17 protein-coding genes and 1 pseudogene are annotated in these 18008 nt (G+C 72.0%); 8 read left to right on the forward strand and 10 right to left on the reverse strand.

Annotated elements, in window-relative coordinates:
* The 3 genes and pseudogenes from CXR44_RS39970 to mraZ all read right to left on the reverse strand — a co-directional run.
* A pseudogene (locus CXR44_RS39970) lies at window positions 1-441 on the reverse strand (hypothetical protein); the annotation flags it as partial.
* Window positions 425-1396 (reverse strand): 16S rRNA (cytosine(1402)-N(4))-methyltransferase RsmH, encoded by a 972-nt coding sequence (gene rsmH, locus CXR44_RS01565; protein WP_101783476.1) that lies wholly within the window; start codon window positions 1394-1396, stop codon window positions 425-427. The gene rsmH and the pseudogene CXR44_RS39970, both read right to left, overlap by 17 nt.
* A 220-nt stretch (window positions 1397-1616) precedes the next feature.
* Window positions 1617-2048: a division/cell wall cluster transcriptional repressor MraZ gene (gene mraZ, locus CXR44_RS01570; protein ID WP_101783477.1), complete on the reverse strand. Its 432-nt coding sequence runs from the start codon at window positions 2046-2048 to the stop codon at window positions 1617-1619.
* A gap of 463 nt (window positions 2049-2511) precedes the next feature.
* On the opposite strand from mraZ, the gene CXR44_RS01575 reads away from it, so the two are divergent.
* From CXR44_RS01575 to CXR44_RS01585, 3 genes are read left to right on the forward strand one after another with little or no spacing between them, the layout of a single operon-like run.
* The gene (locus CXR44_RS01575; protein ID WP_101783010.1) at window positions 2512-3489 is read left to right on the forward strand and encodes an AAA family ATPase; all 978 of its coding nucleotides are present in this window, start codon (window positions 2512-2514) and stop codon (window positions 3487-3489) included.
* A complete protein-coding gene (locus CXR44_RS01580; RefSeq protein WP_101783011.1) occupies window positions 3486-4748 on the forward strand; it encodes a DUF58 domain-containing protein in 1263 nt (420 codons plus the stop codon). The genes CXR44_RS01575 and CXR44_RS01580 overlap by 4 nt, the downstream gene beginning before the upstream one ends.
* Window positions 4745-7168: a transglutaminase TgpA family protein gene (locus CXR44_RS01585; protein ID WP_101783012.1), complete on the forward strand. Its 2424-nt coding sequence runs from the start codon at window positions 4745-4747 to the stop codon at window positions 7166-7168. The genes CXR44_RS01580 and CXR44_RS01585 overlap by 4 nt, the downstream gene beginning before the upstream one ends.
* A 386-nt stretch (window positions 7169-7554) precedes the next feature.
* On the opposite strand, the gene CXR44_RS01590 is transcribed toward CXR44_RS01585, so the two are convergent.
* From CXR44_RS01590 to CXR44_RS01600, 3 genes are all read right to left on the reverse strand, one after another.
* Window positions 7555-7950 (reverse strand): DUF3040 domain-containing protein, encoded by a 396-nt coding sequence (locus CXR44_RS01590; RefSeq protein ID WP_101783478.1) that lies wholly within the window; start codon window positions 7948-7950, stop codon window positions 7555-7557.
* Window positions 7951-8154: 204 nt separating this feature from the next.
* On the reverse strand, window positions 8155-9396 hold the full coding sequence (locus CXR44_RS01595; protein ID WP_101783013.1) for a DNA polymerase IV: 1242 nt from the start codon (window positions 9394-9396) through the stop codon (window positions 8155-8157).
* Between the two features lie 33 nt (window positions 9397-9429).
* On the reverse strand, window positions 9430-10182 hold the full coding sequence (locus CXR44_RS01600) for a methyltransferase domain-containing protein (RefSeq protein ID WP_245898744.1): 753 nt from the start codon (window positions 10180-10182) through the stop codon (window positions 9430-9432).
* Window positions 10183-10309: 127 nt separating this feature from the next.
* Between CXR44_RS01600 and CXR44_RS01605 the strand changes: the two genes are divergently transcribed.
* Entirely contained in the window at window positions 10310-10639 is a 330-nt protein-coding gene (locus tag CXR44_RS01605; protein ID WP_101783015.1) for an MmcQ/YjbR family DNA-binding protein, read from the forward strand.
* 41 nt (window positions 10640-10680) lie between these two features.
* Here the strand turns inward: CXR44_RS01605 and CXR44_RS01610 are convergent, their stop codons facing one another.
* The 4 genes from CXR44_RS01610 to CXR44_RS01625 all read right to left on the reverse strand — a co-directional run bounded on the left by CXR44_RS01610 (window position 10681) and on the right by CXR44_RS01625 (window position 13652).
* Window positions 10681-11520: a hypothetical protein gene (locus CXR44_RS01610; protein ID WP_101783016.1), complete on the reverse strand. Its 840-nt coding sequence runs from the start codon at window positions 11518-11520 to the stop codon at window positions 10681-10683.
* A 93-nt stretch (window positions 11521-11613) separates the two neighbouring features.
* The gene (gene nusB / locus CXR44_RS01615) at window positions 11614-12024 is read right to left on the reverse strand and encodes a transcription antitermination factor NusB (RefSeq protein WP_101783017.1); all 411 of its coding nucleotides are present in this window, start codon (window positions 12022-12024) and stop codon (window positions 11614-11616) included.
* Window positions 12025-12585 (reverse strand): elongation factor P, encoded by a 561-nt coding sequence (efp, locus tag CXR44_RS01620; RefSeq protein WP_101783018.1) that lies wholly within the window; start codon window positions 12583-12585, stop codon window positions 12025-12027.
* 26 nt (window positions 12586-12611) lie between these two features.
* Window positions 12612-13652 (reverse strand): M24 family metallopeptidase, encoded by a 1041-nt coding sequence (locus tag CXR44_RS01625; RefSeq protein WP_101783019.1) that lies wholly within the window; start codon window positions 13650-13652, stop codon window positions 12612-12614.
* A 238-nt stretch (window positions 13653-13890) separates the two neighbouring features.
* On the opposite strand from CXR44_RS01625, the gene CXR44_RS01630 reads away from it, so the two are divergent.
* Genes CXR44_RS01630 through CXR44_RS01645 form a run of 4 tightly spaced genes read left to right on the forward strand, consistent with a single transcriptional unit; the run spans window position 13891 to window position 18006 of the window.
* Window positions 13891-14997, forward strand: a complete 1107-nt coding sequence (locus tag CXR44_RS01630) for an aminotransferase class V-fold PLP-dependent enzyme (protein WP_245898745.1) — start codon at window positions 13891-13893, stop codon at window positions 14995-14997.
* The gene (locus CXR44_RS01635; RefSeq protein WP_101783021.1) at window positions 14994-16301 is read left to right on the forward strand and encodes an ABC transporter substrate-binding protein; all 1308 of its coding nucleotides are present in this window, start codon (window positions 14994-14996) and stop codon (window positions 16299-16301) included. Before CXR44_RS01630 ends, CXR44_RS01635 begins: the two co-directional genes overlap by 4 nt.
* Window positions 16298-17200, forward strand: a complete 903-nt coding sequence (locus CXR44_RS01640) for a carbohydrate ABC transporter permease (protein ID WP_101783022.1) — start codon at window positions 16298-16300, stop codon at window positions 17198-17200. Before CXR44_RS01635 ends, CXR44_RS01640 begins: the two co-directional genes overlap by 4 nt.
* Window positions 17197-18006, forward strand: a complete 810-nt coding sequence (locus CXR44_RS01645) for a carbohydrate ABC transporter permease (protein WP_101783023.1) — start codon at window positions 17197-17199, stop codon at window positions 18004-18006. The genes CXR44_RS01640 and CXR44_RS01645 overlap by 4 nt, the downstream gene beginning before the upstream one ends.
* The last annotated feature ends 2 nt before the right edge of the window (window positions 18007-18008 follow it).

The raw sequence follows: 18008 nt of genomic DNA on the forward strand, positions 1-18008 counted from the left end.
GGGACGCGAGCCGGTGCCGGGCCCCTGCGTGGGACGCGTGCCGGGCTTCTGCGCGGGACCCGCGCCGGGCTTCTGCGCGGGACGCGTGCCCGAGGCCGTCCGGGAGGCGGCGCCGGACGCCACACGCGAGCCGGAGGCCGCCCGCGACGCGGCACCCGTGGTGGCACGCGAACCCGACGCGGCACCCGTCGCGGGGCGCGAGCCGGCACGGGCCGGACGGCGGGTGCCGTCGGCGGCCCCCGCGTCGGCGTCCGGGCCAGGCCGCGTGGCGGCGTCCGGTGCGGGGCCGGTGACCGGGTTGGGCCTGGACTGGCGCGGCGCCTGGGGCCGGCGGCGGCCGGTCCGGGACGCGGCCGCGGGCCCGGGCTTCAGGCCCGTCTCGGGCAGGCCGCCACGGGCGGGCGCGTCGCGGCCGGTCTCCTGCTCAGTCGTGGTGGTCAACACGGATCCTCTCTGCCGCCCGTAGCCGGGCCGAGGCGGCCCGCGGGTTACGGGCCACCTCCTCTTCGCTCGGGAGCTCGGCTCCCCTCGTCAGCAGGCGGAACCGCGGCTGGTGAGCCGGCAGCGGGACGGGCAGCCCGGGCGGGCTGGTGTCCCTGGTTCGCGCCGTGAGGACCTGCTTGGTCAGCCGGTCCTCGAGGGAGTGGTAGGAGAGCACGACGACTCGCCCACCCACGGCGAGCGCGTCGAGAGCCGCGGGAAGCGCCGCCTCCAGGGCGGCGAGCTCCGCGTTCACCTCGATGCGCAGCGCTTGGAAAGTCCTCTTGGCGGGGTTGCCCCCGGTGCGCCGGGTCGCGGCCGGGATCGCGTCACGAACGATCTCCGCGAGCCGCTTGGTCGACGTTATGGCCTCCTTGGCCCGTTCCCTGACAATGAAGCCCGCGACACGCGGTGCGAACCGTTCCTCCCCGTAGTCGCGGAGGATGCGCGTCAGGTCGCCGGCGGAGTAGGTGTTGACCACCTTCTCGGCGGTCAGCTCCTGGCTGGTGTCCATCCGCATGTCGAGGGGCGCGTCGTAGGAGTAGGCGAAGCCGCGCTCGGCCTCGTCGAGCTGCGGCGAGGAGACGCCGAGGTCGAACAGCGCGCCGTCGATCGACGGCCGGCCCGCCTGCGCCAGCACGTCGGCCAGCCGGTCGGACGTGGCGTGCACCAGCGTCGTGCGGTCGGCGTAGGGCGCGAGCCTGCGCGTGGAGAACTCGATCGCGAACGGGTCGCGGTCGATGCCGATGAGATGAAGCGACGGGTGGGCCGCGAGCAGGGCCTCCGAGTGGCCGCCGAGGCCGAGGTTGGCGTCGACGACGACCGGGCTCACGCCCGTCAGCGCCGGGGCCAGCAGCTCCAGTACGCGGTCGAGCATGACCGGAACGTGACCGCCCGTGCCTGCGGTGTCGTGCATCTCCAACCCCCCTCTCGCGTCCGTGCTCGCGGTTGACGCGTGTCCGGTGACCGATCGGACCTTCCTGGGTCCCCACCCGGCGCCGCCCGGCCAGGTCCCCATCCGCACCCTCTTCGTGAACGCCCTCCATCTGACACCGGGGAAGGTGCATCAGCTGGCGGGCAGTGGTTGCGGGTGGAGACCTCGCCGAACGACATATCCGACGGATCGACCGTGGCTCTCACAAGATCCCTGGCAGCACCTCCTCCGACAGATCGGCGAACGCCTGCTCCTGCGCTTGGAGGTAGGTGTCCCATGCCTGCGAGTCCCAGATCTCCAGCCGGGTGTTGGCCCCGATGACCACGCAGTCACGCCTCAGGCCGGCGTACTGGCGCAGGCTCTGCGGGATCGTGATGCGTCCCTGCTTGTCGGGAGTCTCGTCGGACGCGCTGGCGAAGAAGACGCGGCTGTAGTCACGCACCGCCTTGGCGGTGACCGGGGCGGTGCTGAGAGCCTCGGTAATGCGCTGGAACTCCTCCACGGGAAAGACGTAGAGGCATCGCTCCTGGCCTTTGGTGATCACAAGACCCTCCGCCAGCTCCTCACGGTACTTAGCCGGCAGGAACAGCCGTCCCTTGTCGTCGAGGCGCGGCTGATGGGTGCCGAGGAACATCGGCTCCACCTCCCGTGCCTGGCGAAGCGCCCAGCGCTGACGCACCGTGCCCTCCACTGCGCACCACCATACTCCACTTCTCCCCACCGTCAACTGATTCAACAGCACGTCGCCGCCTGTTCGCCGGACGTTTCCGCAGGTCAGAGAGGTGGAGCGGAGTGGGGGGCGGCGGGGGGCCGGGTGGCCGTCCTGGGCGTGTCGAAGGGCGCGGAGGGCGCCGGAAGCGGGGGCGGCGACGCGGGTGGAGGGAAAGGGAGCGGGCGCGAGGCCATGTGTGACCGGATCGGCACGCGTATGCCACAGAAACCGGACACTGACTAGCTTCTGTGGAAAATCCTCAAAAGTCGCCCAAGAACCCGCAGCGTCGTAGGGTCGTACAGACAATGGAAAAGGAAAGGCATGGCTCCCGCAATGGCACCCACGCCGCCGGGACACCCGTTGCACTTCGTCTCATGGAGGCCTGGTGGCAGTAACCCATGACGTCCCTCACCGGCTCGACGAGCTGGTCTCCACCGCACACCGTATCCGCGAGGCGGTCGAGTCCGTGGTCGAGGGCAAGAGCGACGCCGTGCGTCTCACCCTCACCGTCCTGCTCGCCGAGGGCCACCTGCTGATCGAGGACGTACCCGGGGTCGGCAAGACCATGCTTGCCAAGGCGCTCGCCCGGTCCATCGACTGCCCGGTCCGCCGGGTGCAGTTCACCCCGGACCTGCTGCCCAGCGACATCACCGGCGTCAGCGCCTACAACCAGCAGACGCGGGAGTTCGAGTTCAAGCCCGGCCCGGTGTTCGCGAACATCGTGGTGGGCGACGAGATCAACCGCGCCTCCCCCAAGACGCAGTCGGCGCTGCTGGAGTGCATGGAGGAGCACCAGGTCACCGTCGACGGCGTGACGTACCGGCTGGACATGCCCTTCATGGTGATCGCCACACAGAACCCCATCGAGATGGAGGGCACCTATCCGCTGCCCGAGGCGCAGCGCGACCGTTTCACCGCGCGCGTCGCGATGGGCTACCCGGCGCCCACCGCCGAGCTGGAGATGCTCGACGTGCACGGCGGCGCCTCCCCGCTGGACAAGCTGGAGCCGGTCGCGACGACGGCCGAGGTGCGGGCGCTCATCGAGGCGGTACGCGGCGTCTACGTGGCCCAGCCGGTCAAGAAGTACGCCATCGACCTGGTGGTCGCCACCCGCACCTCCCCCGACCTGCGGCTGGGCGCTTCCCCGCGCTCGACGTTGCAGCTCGTCCGCGCGGCCAGGGCGCACGCGGCGCTGTCCGGACGCGACTACGTCATCCCCGACGACCTCCAGGACCTCGCCGTGCCCGTGCTCGCGCACCGGCTGCTGCCCAGCGTCGAGGCGCAGGGCCAGCGCCGCCTGCCCGAACAGGTGGTGACCGACCTGCTCAGGCGCGTGCCCGTCCCGGAGACACGGGCGTCGTGAGAGACGGGCTTCGGGCGCTCACCTCCAGAGGCAGGTCGTTCCTCGCCTCCGGGATCGCGGCGCTGCTCATGGCGGTGCTGCTGGGCGAGAACGACCTGTTCAGGATCGGGGTCCTGGTGACGGCGCTGCCGCTGCTGGCCGCGATGGTCGTGGCGCGCACCCGCTACCGGCTGAGCTGCGCCCGGCGGCTCGACCCGCCCAGGACCGAGGTGGGCGGAGAGGCCACCGTGATCCTGCGCCTGGAGAACGTCACCCGCCTGCCCACCGGTCTGCTCCTCATCGAGGACACCGTGCCGTACGCGCTGGGGGTGCGGCCCCGCTTCGTGCTGGACCGGGTGGAGCCGCGGGGCATCCGCGAGATCGACTACCGGGTCCGCTCCGACCTGCGCGGCCGCTACACGATCGGCCCGCTGTCGGTGCGCATCGCCGACCCGTTCGGGCTGGTGGAGCTGACCCGCTCGTTCACGATCAGCGACACGCTCGTGGTCACGCCGCAGGTCGTGCCGCTGCCCGCCGTCCGGCTGTCGGGCGAGTGGGCGGGCGGCGGCGACAGCCGCACCCGCAGCGTGGCCGCGGCGGGCGACGACGACGTGGCCCCGCGCGAGTACCGGCAGGGCGACGACCTGCGCCGGGTGCACTGGCGCTCGACGGCCCGGCGCGGCGAGCTGATGGTGCGGCGCGAGGAGCAGCAGTGGCAGAGCCGCGGCGCGCTGCTGCTGGACACACGCAGGCACGCCCACCGGGGCGAGGGTCCCCGTTCGTCGTTCGAGGTGGGCGTCTCGGCGGCGGCGTCGATCGGCGTGCACCTCTCGCGCGAGGGCCTCGGGCTGCGTCTGGTCACCGACCAGGGCGCCGAGCACCTGACGGACACGGGGGTCGGGCACTCGCTGCTCGACACGCTGTCCGTGGTCCGCCACAGCCCCGCCCGCTCGCTGGAGATCGGCGTCTCGGCGCTGCGCCAGGGCGGCGGCGACGGGCTGGTCGTGGCGGTCCTCGGGGCGCTCGACCTGGAGGAGGCCAGGGAGCTGGCCCGGGTGCGGCACACCGGCATCACCGCGGTGGCCGTGCTGCTCGACGTGGAGACGTGGGAAGGCCGCGAGCCCGACACGTCGGACGACTACCGGGCGGTGCAGGGTGTGCTGGCCGGCTACGGCTGGCGCATCGTCCGCCTGCCCGCCGGCACGTCCATCGCCTCGGTGTGGCAGGACGCCGCCCACCGCGGCGGCAGGTTCTCAGTCGGTCAGGGAGGGGCGGCATGAGACTGTCCGTCGCCGCCGCGGCGGCCACGCTGTCCGCGGCGATCCTGCTCTACCCGCTCTTCGAGGCGGCCTCGTGGTTCTGGGGGGCGACGGGGGCGGTGCTCGCCGTGCTGGCCACGAGCCTGCTGGCCGGTCGCCTGGCGCTGCCCGCCTGGGCGGCGCCGCCGGCCGCGCTGGTCGCGTTGTGGATCTACCTGACGGCCTCGTACGCCGCGCAGGAGGCGTGGCTGTACGTGGTGCCGACCAAGGCGTCGGTGGTGGAGCTGGCGCGGCTGCTGTCCACCGGCTGGACCGACATCCAGCGGTTCGCCGCTCCCGTGCCGGCCAACGAGGCCATCTCGCTGCTGGCCGCCGGCGGGGTGGGGCTCATCGCGATCCTGGTGGACCTGTTCGCCGTGCGGCTGCGGCGCGCGGCGCTGGCGGGGCTGCCGATATTGGCGCTGGCCACGGTGCCGGCCACGATCCTGCCCGAGCCGATCAGCTGGCCGGCGTTCATCCTCGCCGCCCTCGGCTTCACCGGGCTGCTCGTCGCCGACGGCCGGGAGCGGCTGGGCCACTGGGGCCGGGCGGTGCTGGTGCGCCGGACCCGGATGGCCGCCACCGCCGAGCGGCCGGGCGGCTCGCGCCCGGCCATGGACACGCGGGGGCTGCGCCTGTCGGGCAAGCGCATCGGGTTCGCCGCGATCGTGCTGGCCGTGGCGGTGCCCGCCGCGCTGCCCGTGATGGAGCCGGTGTCGTTCTTCACCTTCGGCGTGGGCGGCAGGGGCTCCGGGGCGGGCAACTCGATCAGCATCCCGAGCCCGATCGCCAACCTGAAGGGCCAGCTGGAGCTGCCCGAGCGGCGGACCGTGCTGACCTACACCAACAACGACGACAAGCCGCGCTACCTGCGCATCTACGCGCTCGACAGGTTCGACGGCGAGCAGTTCGGGATGGAGCCGAAGGGCTCGCCGGACGACCGGACGGACAACGGCCCGCTGCCGCCGCCTCCGGGGCTGGGCCGCGGGGTCAAGGTCGACAACGTGGTGACCACCGTGGAGATCAGCGAGGAGATCGCCGAGCTGTCGTTCCTGCCGCTGCCGTACCCGCCGCGCGAGGTCCGCGTCGAGGGCGACTGGCGCGCGGACGTGGACACGCTCATGGTGTTCTCCACCCGCGACGAGGCCGCGGGGCTGGAGTACGAGGTGGCCTCGAGCGAGCCCGCCGTCACCGGCGAGATGCTGGAGTCGCTGCCGCAGAGCAGGAGCGGGGCCGACCCGCGCTACCTCAGCCTGCCCGACGACCTGCCCCCGGAGATCGAGGAGCTGGCCTCGCGGATCACGGCCGACGCCGACACCACGTACGAGGCGGCGGTGAAGCTGCAGGAGTTCTTCACCAAGACGGGCAACTTCACCTACAGCCTCAGGACGCAGGGCCACGGCAACGACGCCCTGCGCGACTTCCTGCTGCGCAGCCGGGCGGGCTACTGCGAGCAGTTCGCGGCGTCGATGGCGGTGCTGGCCAGGGTGGTGGGCATCCCGTCGCGGGTGGCGATCGGCTACACCGGCGGCACGAAGATCGCCGACCGCTGGATGGTGGCGACGAACGACTCCCACTCCTGGCCCGAGCTGTACTTCGAGGGGGTGGGCTGGCTGCCGTTCGAGCCCACCCCGACCGGGGCGCTGGGCCAGGGCAGCGCCCGGGTGCCTGCCTACACGGTGCCGCCGCTCGACCCCGTCGAGCGCGACACCACCACGCCGACGCCGGGGGCGACCAGCAGCTCCGCCGACGAGCCGGTGGACCCGCAGGCCCGGGTCAACCCTCGTGAGCTGGACCGCGAGGCGAGCCTGGCCACCGGCGGGCTGCCCCCGGACGACTCGATGCCGCTGGCCGGCAAGATCGGCATCGGGGCCGCCGTGCTCCTGCTGCTCCTGCTCGTCCCGGCCGGGATGCGGCTGGCCACCCGTGGCCGGCGCGTGCGCGCCCTCGGCCGGGACGGCGCCGAGACGTCCGTCCGGGTGGGCGGCGGCGCGGCGCGCCCGCCCGTGGGCGCGGCATGGGCGGAGCTGGACGACCTGCTGCTCGACTACGGGATGGCCCGGCACCCCAGCGAGACGCCGCGCGCCCTGACCCGGCGGCTGACCCAGAGCCACGAGTTCGGCCCCGAGGCCGCCGCGGCCCTGGCGTCGATCGCCTCGGCGGTGGAGCGGTCGCTGTTCGCCAGGGATCCGGGTGACGCCGGTCCGGTGAAGAAGGATCTGCGGACGGTGCGGCGGGCCCTGGCCGCGACGGTGTCGCGCGGGAGGCGGGTGCGGGCGGTGCTGCTGCCCCCGTCGACGTTGCGCAGGATACGGCTCATGGGTGAGGGGCTGCTGGACGGTTTCGACCGGCTGGAGAACCTGCGGCTGCGCCGGACGACGGCGGCCCCGAAGGGCTCCTGAGGCCCGGACGCGACGTGGCCGCCCGGGACCGGCCGACCCGGCCGGCCCGACGCGGCCGCCCAGGTCCAGGCGGCCGGCCAGCCGTCGCCTGGGAGCGCGAACGCGGCCGTCCCCGGGAAGGGGGCGGCCGCGCGGTCGTGCAGGGGGTCGTCCATCGGGTCGGGTGCGCCGGCACCTCGTGCCGAGGCCGCACCTCGTCATCCGCTCACCGTCCGCGCGGGCGGGCCTGCCCCGGGGTGACCGGTGTCCGTGCGGGCAGGGTCGGCCGTCCGAGGGGCCCGGCAGGAGCCTGTGGGGCGGGCGGCCTGGCCGGGCGACCGATCAGGTCCGGCCGGCGTCCGAGGAGGCCGGCCGGTCCGTCGCCGTGGAAGCGGAAAGGGGTGCGGTCAGCGCTCGTCGTGACGACGGCGCCAGCGCTCCTCCATGCGCTCCATGAAGGTGCCGCGCTGGCGACGCGGCTGCTTGCCCGCAACGGGCGCGCCGCCGGGGGCCGGGGACGAGTCACCGAACCCGTTCATACGTTTCCAGCTGGACAGACCCCACAGACACGCGGCGAGCATGACCACGAAACCGCCGACGCCGAGCGGAATCAGGTTGATCACCACGCCGACCATCAGCAGGACGACGCCGAGAACAAAGCCGATGGAGGCCTTGATCAGGCGACGCTTGTAGTGGCTGCGCGGGTCACTGATCCTTACGGTGTTGGCCCACTTCGGGTCCTCGGCGTAGAGGGCCTGCTCGATCTGGTCGAGCAAGCGCTGCTCGTGCTCAGAGAGCGGCACGGCGCCTCCCAAGGACGGCCCCAGGACGGGGAAGACGGCAACGGACGACACGGGGTGTCCGAACCTCGCGGTCGGTTATCCCCAGAATACGAGGCTGTAGACGTAGGCGAAAGCAAACGTCCAACGCAGACCAAACCGGAGGTGACGTCATGGCTCCATTGTGGGGCATCACCGCACCACTCCCCCCAAGTCGCGACATCCGCGTCATGCCTCCATTTCATCAAGTCTGCCGCGTACAAGCGACGCCGGGAGCACCGCATCGGGCCCGAATCTCCGGATCGCCTTGTCCATGGCGCGCTCAGCCTCCCGCCAGCCCGTCTCACGCTCACCCAGAGCGAGCTGTCGTGACGTGGAGTCGGCGGGACGCAGGTTTTCCATCCTGACGCCCACGAGGCGCAGCCGCACCCGCTCCAGCCCGGCCGCTTCGAAAAGCTCGCAGGCGGTGACGTAGATCTCCTGGGCGACGTCGGTCGGCTCCTTGAGAGTGCGCGACCTGGTGATGGTGGAGAAGTCGGCCCGGCGGAGCTTCACGCTCACCGTCCTGCCCACGTGGCCGCTCCCCCGCATCCGGGCGGCCACCTTTTCCGACAGGCGCAGCAGCTCGCGCCGGATCACCTCGGGGTCGTCGACGTCGGCGGCGAAGGTCTCCTCGTTGCCGATGCTCTTGTCGGGGACGTGCGCGGTCACCGGCCGCTCGTCACGGCCCCAGGCCAGCGCGGCCAGGTGGGCGCCCACCGCCTGCCCCAGCTCGCGGCGCAGGGTCGCGGGCGGGATGCGGGCCAGGTCGCCCACGGTGCGGATGCCGAGGCGCACCAGGGACTGCTCGGTGCGCTCGCCGACGCCCCACAGCGCGGAGACGGGCAGCGGGTGGAGGAACGCCACCACCTCCTCGGCGGGCACCACCAGCAGGCCGTCGGGCTTGCACTGCTTGGAGGCGAGCTTCGCCACGAACTTGCTGCTCGCCACCCCCACCGAACAGGTGATGCCGTAGCGCTCCAGCACCTGGGCCCTGATCATCGCGGCGATCGCGCCCGGCGGGCCCAGCCGGCGCCCGGCGCCGCCCACGTCGAGGAACGCCTCGTCGGAGGCGATCGGCTCGACCAGCGGCGTGACGGCGTGGAAGATCTCCATGACGCCTCGGGAGACCTCGGAGTACTTGCCGTGGCTGGGCGGGATGACGGTCGCCTGCGGGCAGAGCCGGCGCGCCCTGGACATGGGCATCGCCGAGTGCACGCCGTAGGCCCTGGCCTCATAGGTGGCGCTGAGCACCACACCGCGCCCGGCCGGCGAGCCCACGATCACCGGCCGGCCGCGAAGCTCCGGCCGGTCGAGCAGCTCCACGCTGGCGTAGAAGGCGTCCATGTCGACGTGGAGGATCGGGCAGCCGCTGTCATCGCCCCCGGTCCGCGGAGCGGGGCCGATGCCGGTGATCTGCTTGCGGGACACGTCGTCGATTCTATCCGAACACGCGTTCGAGAGTCAGTCGCGGTGGCCGAAGACGTGCAGCTGCGTGGCGAGGTCGCGCAGCACCGGGTGGGTGGCCGCGGCCTTCTCCAGGGCCACCAGCGCCTCGGCCGCGCCGGGCTCGCCGTCGACCAGCCGGCTGGGCACCAGGTCGGCGAAGACCCGGACGCCGTGGACGGCGCCCACCGTCAGGCCGGTGGCCCGCAGCAGCTCGGCGAGGGCCTCGGCGGTGTAGCGGCGCGGGGTGGGGTCGCGGTCGCCCCAGGTGCCCCTGGGGTCCGCGAGGGCCGCCCTGGCCTCGTCGAAGTGGCCGGCGAGCGCGCGGTGGACGGCGCTGGCGACCGGGTTGGCGGCGAGCACGCTCACCGCGCCGCCGGGGCGCAGCAGCCCGGCGACGGCGGTCATCGCGCCGGCCGGGTCCTCGACGTACTCCAGCACGCTGTGGCAGAGCACCAGGTCGGCGCACTCGCCGTCGAGCAGCTCGGCGAGGTCGGCGGCGTCACCCTGCAGCGCGCGGACGCTCACGCCCTTCTCCTTGGCGCGGCGCTCCAGGGCGGCCAGCGAGTCGGGGCTGGGGTCGACCACGGTGACGGTGTGGCCCCGCTCGGCCAGCGGCACGGCGAACCCTCCGGTGCCGCCGCCCGCATCGACGATGTCGAGCCGGTCACGCCCGACGGCCGCGGCCAGCTCGGTCAGCTGGGCCAGCAGCACCTCCCAGACGACGGCCGCCCGCACCGCCGGGGTCCTCGTGACGCCTTCAGCACGCAACGTGGGCTCGCCTCCTTCTCGCTCCTCGAACCCGCCCCAGCCTACGCCGTCGGGGCCTCCCCCACACCGGCCGAGGGGTGTCCGGGCCCCGTTGCCGGGCGGGCCTCCGACGGGCGAGGATGAGGAGGTGATCAGCGAGGACGACGTACGACGTGAGGCGCTGGCGCTGCCGGGCGCCGATGAGCGTCCCATGTACGGGACGCCCGCCTTCTACGTGGGTGGCCGATGGTTCGCCCGGATCCGGGAGGAGGGCGACGTGCTGGCCGCGCCCTGCCCCAGCGAGGAGCACAAGCGGGAGCTGGTGGCGGCGCAGCCGGAGACGTTCTTCACCACGCCGCACTACGACGGGCACGCGGTGGTGCTGGTGCGTCTCGGCGCGGTGGACCGCCAGGAGCTGGCCGAACTGCTGGCGGACGCCTGGCGGCTGCGCGCGCCCAGGAGGCTGCTCAGGCCGTGACCGCGGGCCGTGACCGCGGGCCGTCAGCTCAGGCCGTGAGCTCAGGCCGTGACCGCGGGCGCGCGCAGGGCGCGTACGACGGCGGCGGGGTCGTCGGCGAAGAAGCGGATCGCGCGCACCTCCGCCCGGCCACCGAGGGGGCGCGTCACGGTGACCGGCTCCGCCAGCTCGACGACGACGTTGGTCTGCGACGACACCGCGACGACGAGCCGGCCGTCCGCCACGGACACCATGCCGCCCTCGTTGTAGTTGCGCGCCTGCCGCGCCGAGGAGATCAGCGCGCGGGGCACGCGTACGTCCAGGTACTCGCCGAACCGGACGCGCAGCTCGTCGGCGGAGACCAGGTGCGGCCGCAGGGCGCAGGACGCGCCGAGCGCGAGGGCGAAGACGATGCCGTACACGTCGAGCACGAGCACCGTGACCCGCACCGCCGCGGGCACGTCCAGCGACGCCAGCAGCAGGTCGACGGCCGCGGTCTCCACGGCCATGAGGAACACCATGACCAGGAGCATGGGGGCCTGTTCCCTGGCGTACGGGGCCGCGACGGCGCCGGGCGGCACGGGGGGACGGCGGCGCACCGCGAAGAGCGCGATGGCGGCCAGGCCCTTGACCTCCAGTTCGAGCAGCCGGCGCACCAGGGGCGGCACCAGGTGGTCGACGGTCGCCGACAGCGCGGCGCGCCGTCCGGCGCCGCCCCGCCGTTCGGCGTGGTACAGGCGGCGGGCGACCAGGAGCTCCAGCGCGAGCACCGCGACGGCCGCTGCCTCGGCCGCCACCAGCACCGGGGCGGGCAGCGGCACGCCGGCGACGAGCACGACGAGGAGCAGGACTTCGAGGGGTGGCACGACGTAGAGGGCGGCGCGGGCCGTCCTGAGCAGCACGACATCTCCTTGGGGCCGGGGTGGTGACGGTCCCCATGAGACACGTTGACGTCGCGTCAAGGTCAAGCGAACGGCTGCCGCCGCCCGCTCGCCTCAGAGCGTCAGGCTGGGCTTGAGCTGCTTGAACCGGGCCAGCAGCCCGTTGACGAACTGCGGCGACTCGTCCGTGGACAGCTCACCGGCCAGGTGCACCCACTCGCTGATGACGACGCCCTCGGGAACGTCGGGCATCCACAGCAGCTCGTAGGTGCCGCCGCGCAGGAGGTTGCGGTCGACGGCGGGCATGCGGTCGAGGGTCCAGCCCTCGGCGTAGGTGGTGATCAGCTCGTCGATGCGGCTCCGGTGCCGGGCGACGCCCTCGACGATGGCCGAGGTGTATTCGTTGACCGGCGGCTCCTTGCGCTCGACGCGCTCGGCGAGGATCCGCAGGGGATCCTCGCCGCGGAGCTCGGACTCGAAGAGGATGTCGAGCGCGCGCCTGCGTGCTTTGCCTCGGGCCGACACTCAGGCCCGGCCGAGGTACTCGCCGCTGCGCGTGTCGACCTTGACCCGCTCACCGGTCGTGATGAACAGCGGCACCTTGATCTCGGCGCCGGTCTCCAGCGTGGCGGGCTTGGTGCCGCCGGTGGAGCGGTCGCCCTGCAGACCCGGCTCGGTGTTGGCGATGGTCAGCTCGACGGCGGCGGGCAGGTCGACGTAGAGCGCCGCGCCCTCGTTGAAGGCGACGGTGGCCAGGGTGTTCTCGAGCATGTAGTTGGCGGCGTCGCCCACGGTGCCGGCGGGCACGTTGACCATGTCGTAGGTCTCGGTGTCCATGAAGACGAAGTCGTCGCCGTCACGGTAGGAATACTGCATCTCGCGCTTGTCGACGTTGGCCACGTCGACCTTCACGCCGGCGTTGAAGGTCTTGTCGACGACCTTGCCGGACAGCACGTTCTTGAGCTTGGTGCGGACGAACGCGCCGCCCTTGCCCGGCTTGACGTGCTGGAACTCCACAACGGCCCACAGCTCACCGCCGTCGAGCCTCAGCACCATGCCGTTCTTGAGGTCGTTGGTCGTCGCCACTCGTTACTCTCCCGCGTGCGGCCGCTCTAAAGGACGAGCAGCTCCTTGGTCGTCTTCGTGAGGAGTTCCGGCTCGCCCTCACGTGTCACGAGGGTGTCCTCGATGCGAACCCCGCCCTGCCCGGGTAGATAGACCCCCGGCTCGACGGTGATCGGAACTCGATCCTCTAGTTTACCGGTCCGCGAAGGGCCCAGGAACGGCTCTTCGTGGATCTCCAGGCCGACGCCGTGTCCGAGGCCGTGCCGGAAGTGGTCGCCGTGCCCGGCCGCCTCGATGACGGAGCGGGCGGCGGCGTCCACGTCCTTGGCCTCGGCCCCCGGCGCGAGCGCCTCCCGGCCCGCGCGCTGCGCGGCGGCGACGAGGTCGTAGATCTCCCGCTGCCAGGCCGCCGGCTCGCCCAGGCAGACGGTGCGGGTCATGTCGGAGTGGTAGCCCCGGTGGCGGGCGCCGAAGTCGAGGGTGACCAGGTCGCCGGCGCGCAGCGGCCTGGCGGTGGGGGCGTGGTGCGGGATCGCGCCGTTCTCCCCCGCGGCCACGATGCTGTCGAAGGCGGGCCCGTCGGCGCCCAGTTCGGCCATGCGGGTCTCGAGGAGGCGGGCGATCTCGCGCTCGGTCACGCCGGGCCTGATGCCGCCCGCGTCCACCAGGTCGGCGAAGGCCTGGTCGCCGATCGCGCAGGCCGTGCGCAGGTGCTCCAGCTCCTCGTCGTCCTTGGTCGCCCGCAGCCGCTCGACCAGCGGCGGCAGCGGCACCAGGCCCTGTCCCAGCCGCTGGAACGTCGCCACGGTCATGTGCGCGGCCTCGATGCCGGCGCCGGGGACGGCGAGCCGGGCGGCCACGTCGCCCGCCTCCACGGCCTCCACGTCGAGGCCGCGGGTCTTGTCGATGTAGCGGTTGTCCGTGGCCAGCAGCGCCGACCCGTCGGCCCGTACCAGGACGGCGGCGTTGGAGCTGTCGAGCCCGGTGAGGTAGCGGACGTTGACGCGGGAGGTGACGAGCAGGGCCTCGACCTGGTGGGCGGCCAGCATCGTCGCGAGCCTGGCCCGCCGCTCGGGGTGGATGGTCATGGCGTCAATGTACGCGCGCCGGCCCCGAGGGCGGTCACGTCATGCGCCCGGCCAGGGCGGGGGCCGCGGTCGCGGCCACGTGGATGCCGAGTGCGTCGGGATTCTCCGCCGCGCCACCTCGCCGCGAAACTGCCTCTTGCACACGATATGAACGCTCAAATAGTGTTTGCCCCGGTAGATGGCGATCCACCTGCTGCCACCTCCTCCTGCCGAGCCACTTCACCTGTTCGGAGCTGGTTTGAACGTTCAAAGCGCTTATCTGAGCCAGTTCCAGGAACCACCCGGATATCTCGACTTCGCCCGGATCGGGCCACCCTCGCTGGCTGTCACCCGGACCGTTGCCCAGGCTGCGGAGTCGCTGGCACGTGATCCGTCCGCGGCGCTCACCCGGCTGGAGCTCGAGGCGAGCGGCGCACGCGCCGCTGCGGCCCGCCTGCTGAGCTGCGCCCCGCACGAGGTGGCCTTCGTCTCCTCCACCAGCCACGCGCTCTTCGCCGCCGCGGCAGGACTGGACGGCGGCGTGGTGCTCGTCCCACGAGGAGAGTTCCCCGCCAACGTCTACCCATGGCTGCGGTTCCAGGAACGCGGCGGCCTTCGGCCACGCTGGATCGACTCCGTGGCGATCACCCCCGACGTCCTGCGCGAGCACCTCGACGGCGATGTCAGGGCACTCGCCCTCAGCGCGGTGGACGCCACGACCGGCCACCGCGCCCCGCTGGGCGAGCTGAAGGAGGTCCTGGGCGAGGACCGGCTGCTGGTGGTGGACGGCGTCCAGGGCCTCGGCGCGGTGCCGCTGGAGGTGACGGCAGCGGACGTGCTCGCCTGCGGCGGGCAGAAGTGGCTGCGGGCGGGCTGGGGCGCGGCGTTGATGCTCATCCGCGACCGAGTGGCCGACCGCCTGATGCCCGGCCTGGGCGGCTGGGCGGGCGTGCAGGATCCGTTCGGAGCCCGGCATCCCACACCGCCCCTGGCGGGAGCCGTCGCGCACACGGCCACCAACCCCGACCTGACCGCCGTCGCCGCGCTGGGAGCCGCCATCGACCTGGTGCTCTCCGCCGGAGAAGGCAACATCGCCCGGCAGATCGCTCGAACCCTGGCGAGTCTGCTGGACGCCGCCAGGACCGCAGGCGCCGAAGTCCTGGCCCCCACCGAGCCGGCCGGGATCGCGCGCGTACGGCTGCCCGGCCGTGACCCCGCGAGCACCCACGCGGCACTCGGCGCCGCCGGGCTCACCACCACGCTGCGCGGTGGCTGGATCCGGCTCTCCCCGCACGCCACCACTCCCGTCGACACCGCCGACCGGCTGCGCGCAGCACTCACCCCCCGAAGGGAAACACACACATGATCAACCGTCGTGGAGCCCTGGCGCTCGCCCTCACCGCCACGCTCGCCCTCGCCGCCTGTGGCGGCGAGGCGCCCGAGAAGGGCGGCGGACCCGTCAAGATCACCGTCTGGAGCTGGAAGCCCGCCTCCGACGGCTTGGCCGCCGTCGCCAAGGACTTCGAGCGGACCCATCCCGGCATCAAGGTCGACGTCCAGGCGGTCGGCAACCCGGCCATCTGGGACAAGATCACCATCGCCATGGCCGCAGGCGGCAAAGGTCTGGCCGACGTGCTGCACATCGGCGTCGACTATCTGCCCGGATACATGGACAAGTTCCCCGGCGGTCTGGCCGACCTGCGCAAGCTGGGCGGCGACACGTACAAGGACGCCTTCGCCAAGGGCCTGTGGCCCACGGTGACCGGCAAGGACGGCGGCGTCTACGCGATGCCTTGGGAGGTCAACCCGGTCGGCTTCTTCTACCGCGCGGACCTGTTCGAGAAGGCGGGCATCGATCCGGAGAAGATCCGGACCTGGGACGACGCCATCGAGGCGGGCAAGACGCTCAAGGAGAAGACCGGGGCCTTCCTCATCGGGCTGAACAAGCCCGCGGCCGGCGGCGCGGACATGGACTTCTTCCAGTCACTGCTCCAGCAGCAGGGCGCCTTCTACTTCAACCAGCAGGGCGAGGTCACGCTCTCCTCCCCGCCCGCCGTCCAGGCGATGACCCTTGTCAAGAAGATGAACGACGCGGGCATCGTCGCGGACACCTCTGGCGAGAACACCACCAAGCAGCTCATCAGCGGCGGCAAACTGGCCGTGTTGCCCTGGGCGGCCTGGGCAGTCAGCTACATCCCCGAGATGCGTCCCGAGCAGAAGGGCCTGTGGCGGGTCATGCAGCCCCCCGCGACGACGGCGGGTGGCAAGCGCACCGCGATCGTCAACTCGACCCATCTGTCGATCTCGGGGACGAGCCCGCACCAGTCGGAGGCCTTCAAGTTCGTCGAGTACGCGCTGACCAAGCCCGAGGTCGTCACCAAGGCCTTCAAGGAGGGTGGCGTCTTCCCCGCGCTGACCGCGGCCCACTCCGATCCGGCCTTCGCCGCGCCGCAGCCCTACTTCGGCGACCAGCCCGCGCTCAAGACCTTCGTGGACGCCCTCGCCGAAGGCGCCGATGCCACCTACTACTCGGGCGACTACGCCAGGGCGCTGAAGATCGCCAGTGACGCGCAGACGAAGGTTCTGCTCAAGGGCGCCGACCCGGCCGCGGCGCTGACCGAGGCCGCCACGCTGCTGAGCCAGCAGACGAACAGAAGGCTCGCGGGATGACGCTCACCCTGTCGCGGCCAAGGCGGATGACGGTGCCCAGGCGCTCGTTCGTCACCAAGCGGAACATCCCCTACCTGCTGGTCCTGCCCGCGCTGCTGGGCTTCCTGGTGTTCAAGGCCTATCCGATCCTGGCCGCCATGTACATCAGCCTGACCACCGGCGCGGGCGGGGCGCGCAGCTTCGTCGGACTGGACAACTACGTGCGGCTGGTGAACGACCCGCTGTTCTGGACCTCACTGTGGAACACCGGGCTGATCCTGGTCGTCCAGGTCCCGATCATGTTGCTGTTCGCCCTGCTGCTGGCGCTCGGGCTCAACTCGCCGCTCGTCCGGCTGCGTGGCCTGTGGCGGCTGGGCGTCTTCATGCCGTCGCTGACCGGTCTGGTCGCCTACGGCGTGATGTTCTCGGTGATCCTGCGCAAGGACGCGGGACTGCTCAACTGGCTGCTCAGCCTCTTCGGCGTCGACCCGATCGACTGGCTGGGCAGCCCGTTCTGGGCCCGCATCGCCATCGTCATCGCGCTCACCTGGCACTACACCGGCTACAACGCGGTGATCTACCTGGCCGGCCTGCAGAGCATCCCCAAGGATCTCTACGAAGCCGCCATGGTGGACGGAGCCGGCTCCGTTCGCAGGTTCTGGTCGATCACGGTCCCCCAGTTGCGGCCGATCCTGCTGTTGACCGTGGTGCTGTCCACGATCGGCACCCTGCAGTTGTTCGACGAGCCGTTCGTGCTGACCGGCGGCGGGCCGGACAACTCGACCCTGACGATCTCGCTGTACCTGTACCAGAACGGCTTCCGCTACTTCGACTTCGGCTATGCCGCGGCGATCGCCTACGCGCTCACGCTGATCGTGGCCGGATTCGGGATCGCGCAGATGAGGATGCAGAAACGATGAAGGGCTGGACGCTCACCTTCGTGCTCGCCGCGGTGTTCGGGCTGTGCGTCGGGCCGTTCTACTGGCTGGCCATGGCGGCCACGCACGCCAACTCCGACATCTTCTCCTGGCCTCCGAAGTTCTACCCCGGCGACCAGCTCGCGGCCAACACGGCGAAGCTGGAGGAGTCGATCGGGCTGGTCAACGTGCTGGGCAACACGCTCTTCGTCGCGGTCGCGCAGACCGCGGGCGCGATCGTGGTCTCGCTGCTGGCCGGGTACGCCTTCGCGAAGTTCCAGTTCGCCGGGCGCAACCTCTTCTTCGTGCTGCTGCTGTCGACGCTCGTCATCCCCGGCGGCGTGACCATCATCCCGATCTTCGAGATGATGAACGACATCGGGCTGATCGACAGCTTCCCGGCCCTGATCCTGCCGAGCCTGTCGGTGCCCTTCGGCATCTTCCTGATGCGCCAGTCGCTGCTGGCCATCCCGGACGAGCTGCTCGACGCGGCCAGGGTCGACGGAGCGGGCGAGCTGCGGGTGCTCTGGCGGGTGGTGATCCCTGTCATGCGCCCGGTCCTGGCGGCGCTGGCCGTCTTCCTCTTCCTCGGCGCGTGGAACGACTTCCTGTGGCCGCTGATCGCGTTGCGCACGCCGGAGATGTACACCCTGCCCGTCGCGCTGGCCACTCTGCAGGGGCTGGCGAGGACGGACTTCGGCCAGGTCATGGTGGGCACCGCCATCTCCTCGCTGCCGATGATGGTGCTCTTCCTCATCCTCCAGAAACAGTTCATCTCCGGCCTGCTGGCCGGTGCCACGAAAGGATAAGC

The sequence above is a fragment of the Nonomuraea indica genome (genome assembly GCF_002850745.1).
Taxonomy (GTDB): Bacteria; Actinomycetota; Actinomycetes; order Streptosporangiales; family Streptosporangiaceae; genus Nonomuraea; species Nonomuraea indica.

Coding starts and splice junctions, on each gene's coding strand:
- rsmH (WP_101783476.1), bottom strand. CDS start 1,396: ATGCACGACACCGCAGGCACGGGCGGTCACGTTCCGGTCATGCTCGAC.
- mraZ (WP_101783477.1), bottom strand. CDS start 2,048: ATGTTCCTCGGCACCCATCAGCCGCGCCTCGACGACAAGGGACGGCTG.
- CXR44_RS01585 (WP_101783012.1), top strand. CDS start 4,745: ATGAGACTGTCCGTCGCCGCCGCGGCGGCCACGCTGTCCGCGGCGATC.
- CXR44_RS01625 (WP_101783019.1), bottom strand. CDS start 13,652: ATGACCATCCACCCCGAGCGGCGGGCCAGGCTCGCGACGATGCTGGCC.
- CXR44_RS01635 (WP_101783021.1), top strand. CDS start 14,994: ATGATCAACCGTCGTGGAGCCCTGGCGCTCGCCCTCACCGCCACGCTC.
- CXR44_RS01640 (WP_101783022.1), top strand. CDS start 16,298: ATGACGCTCACCCTGTCGCGGCCAAGGCGGATGACGGTGCCCAGGCGC.
- CXR44_RS01645 (WP_101783023.1), top strand. CDS start 17,197: ATGAAGGGCTGGACGCTCACCTTCGTGCTCGCCGCGGTGTTCGGGCTG.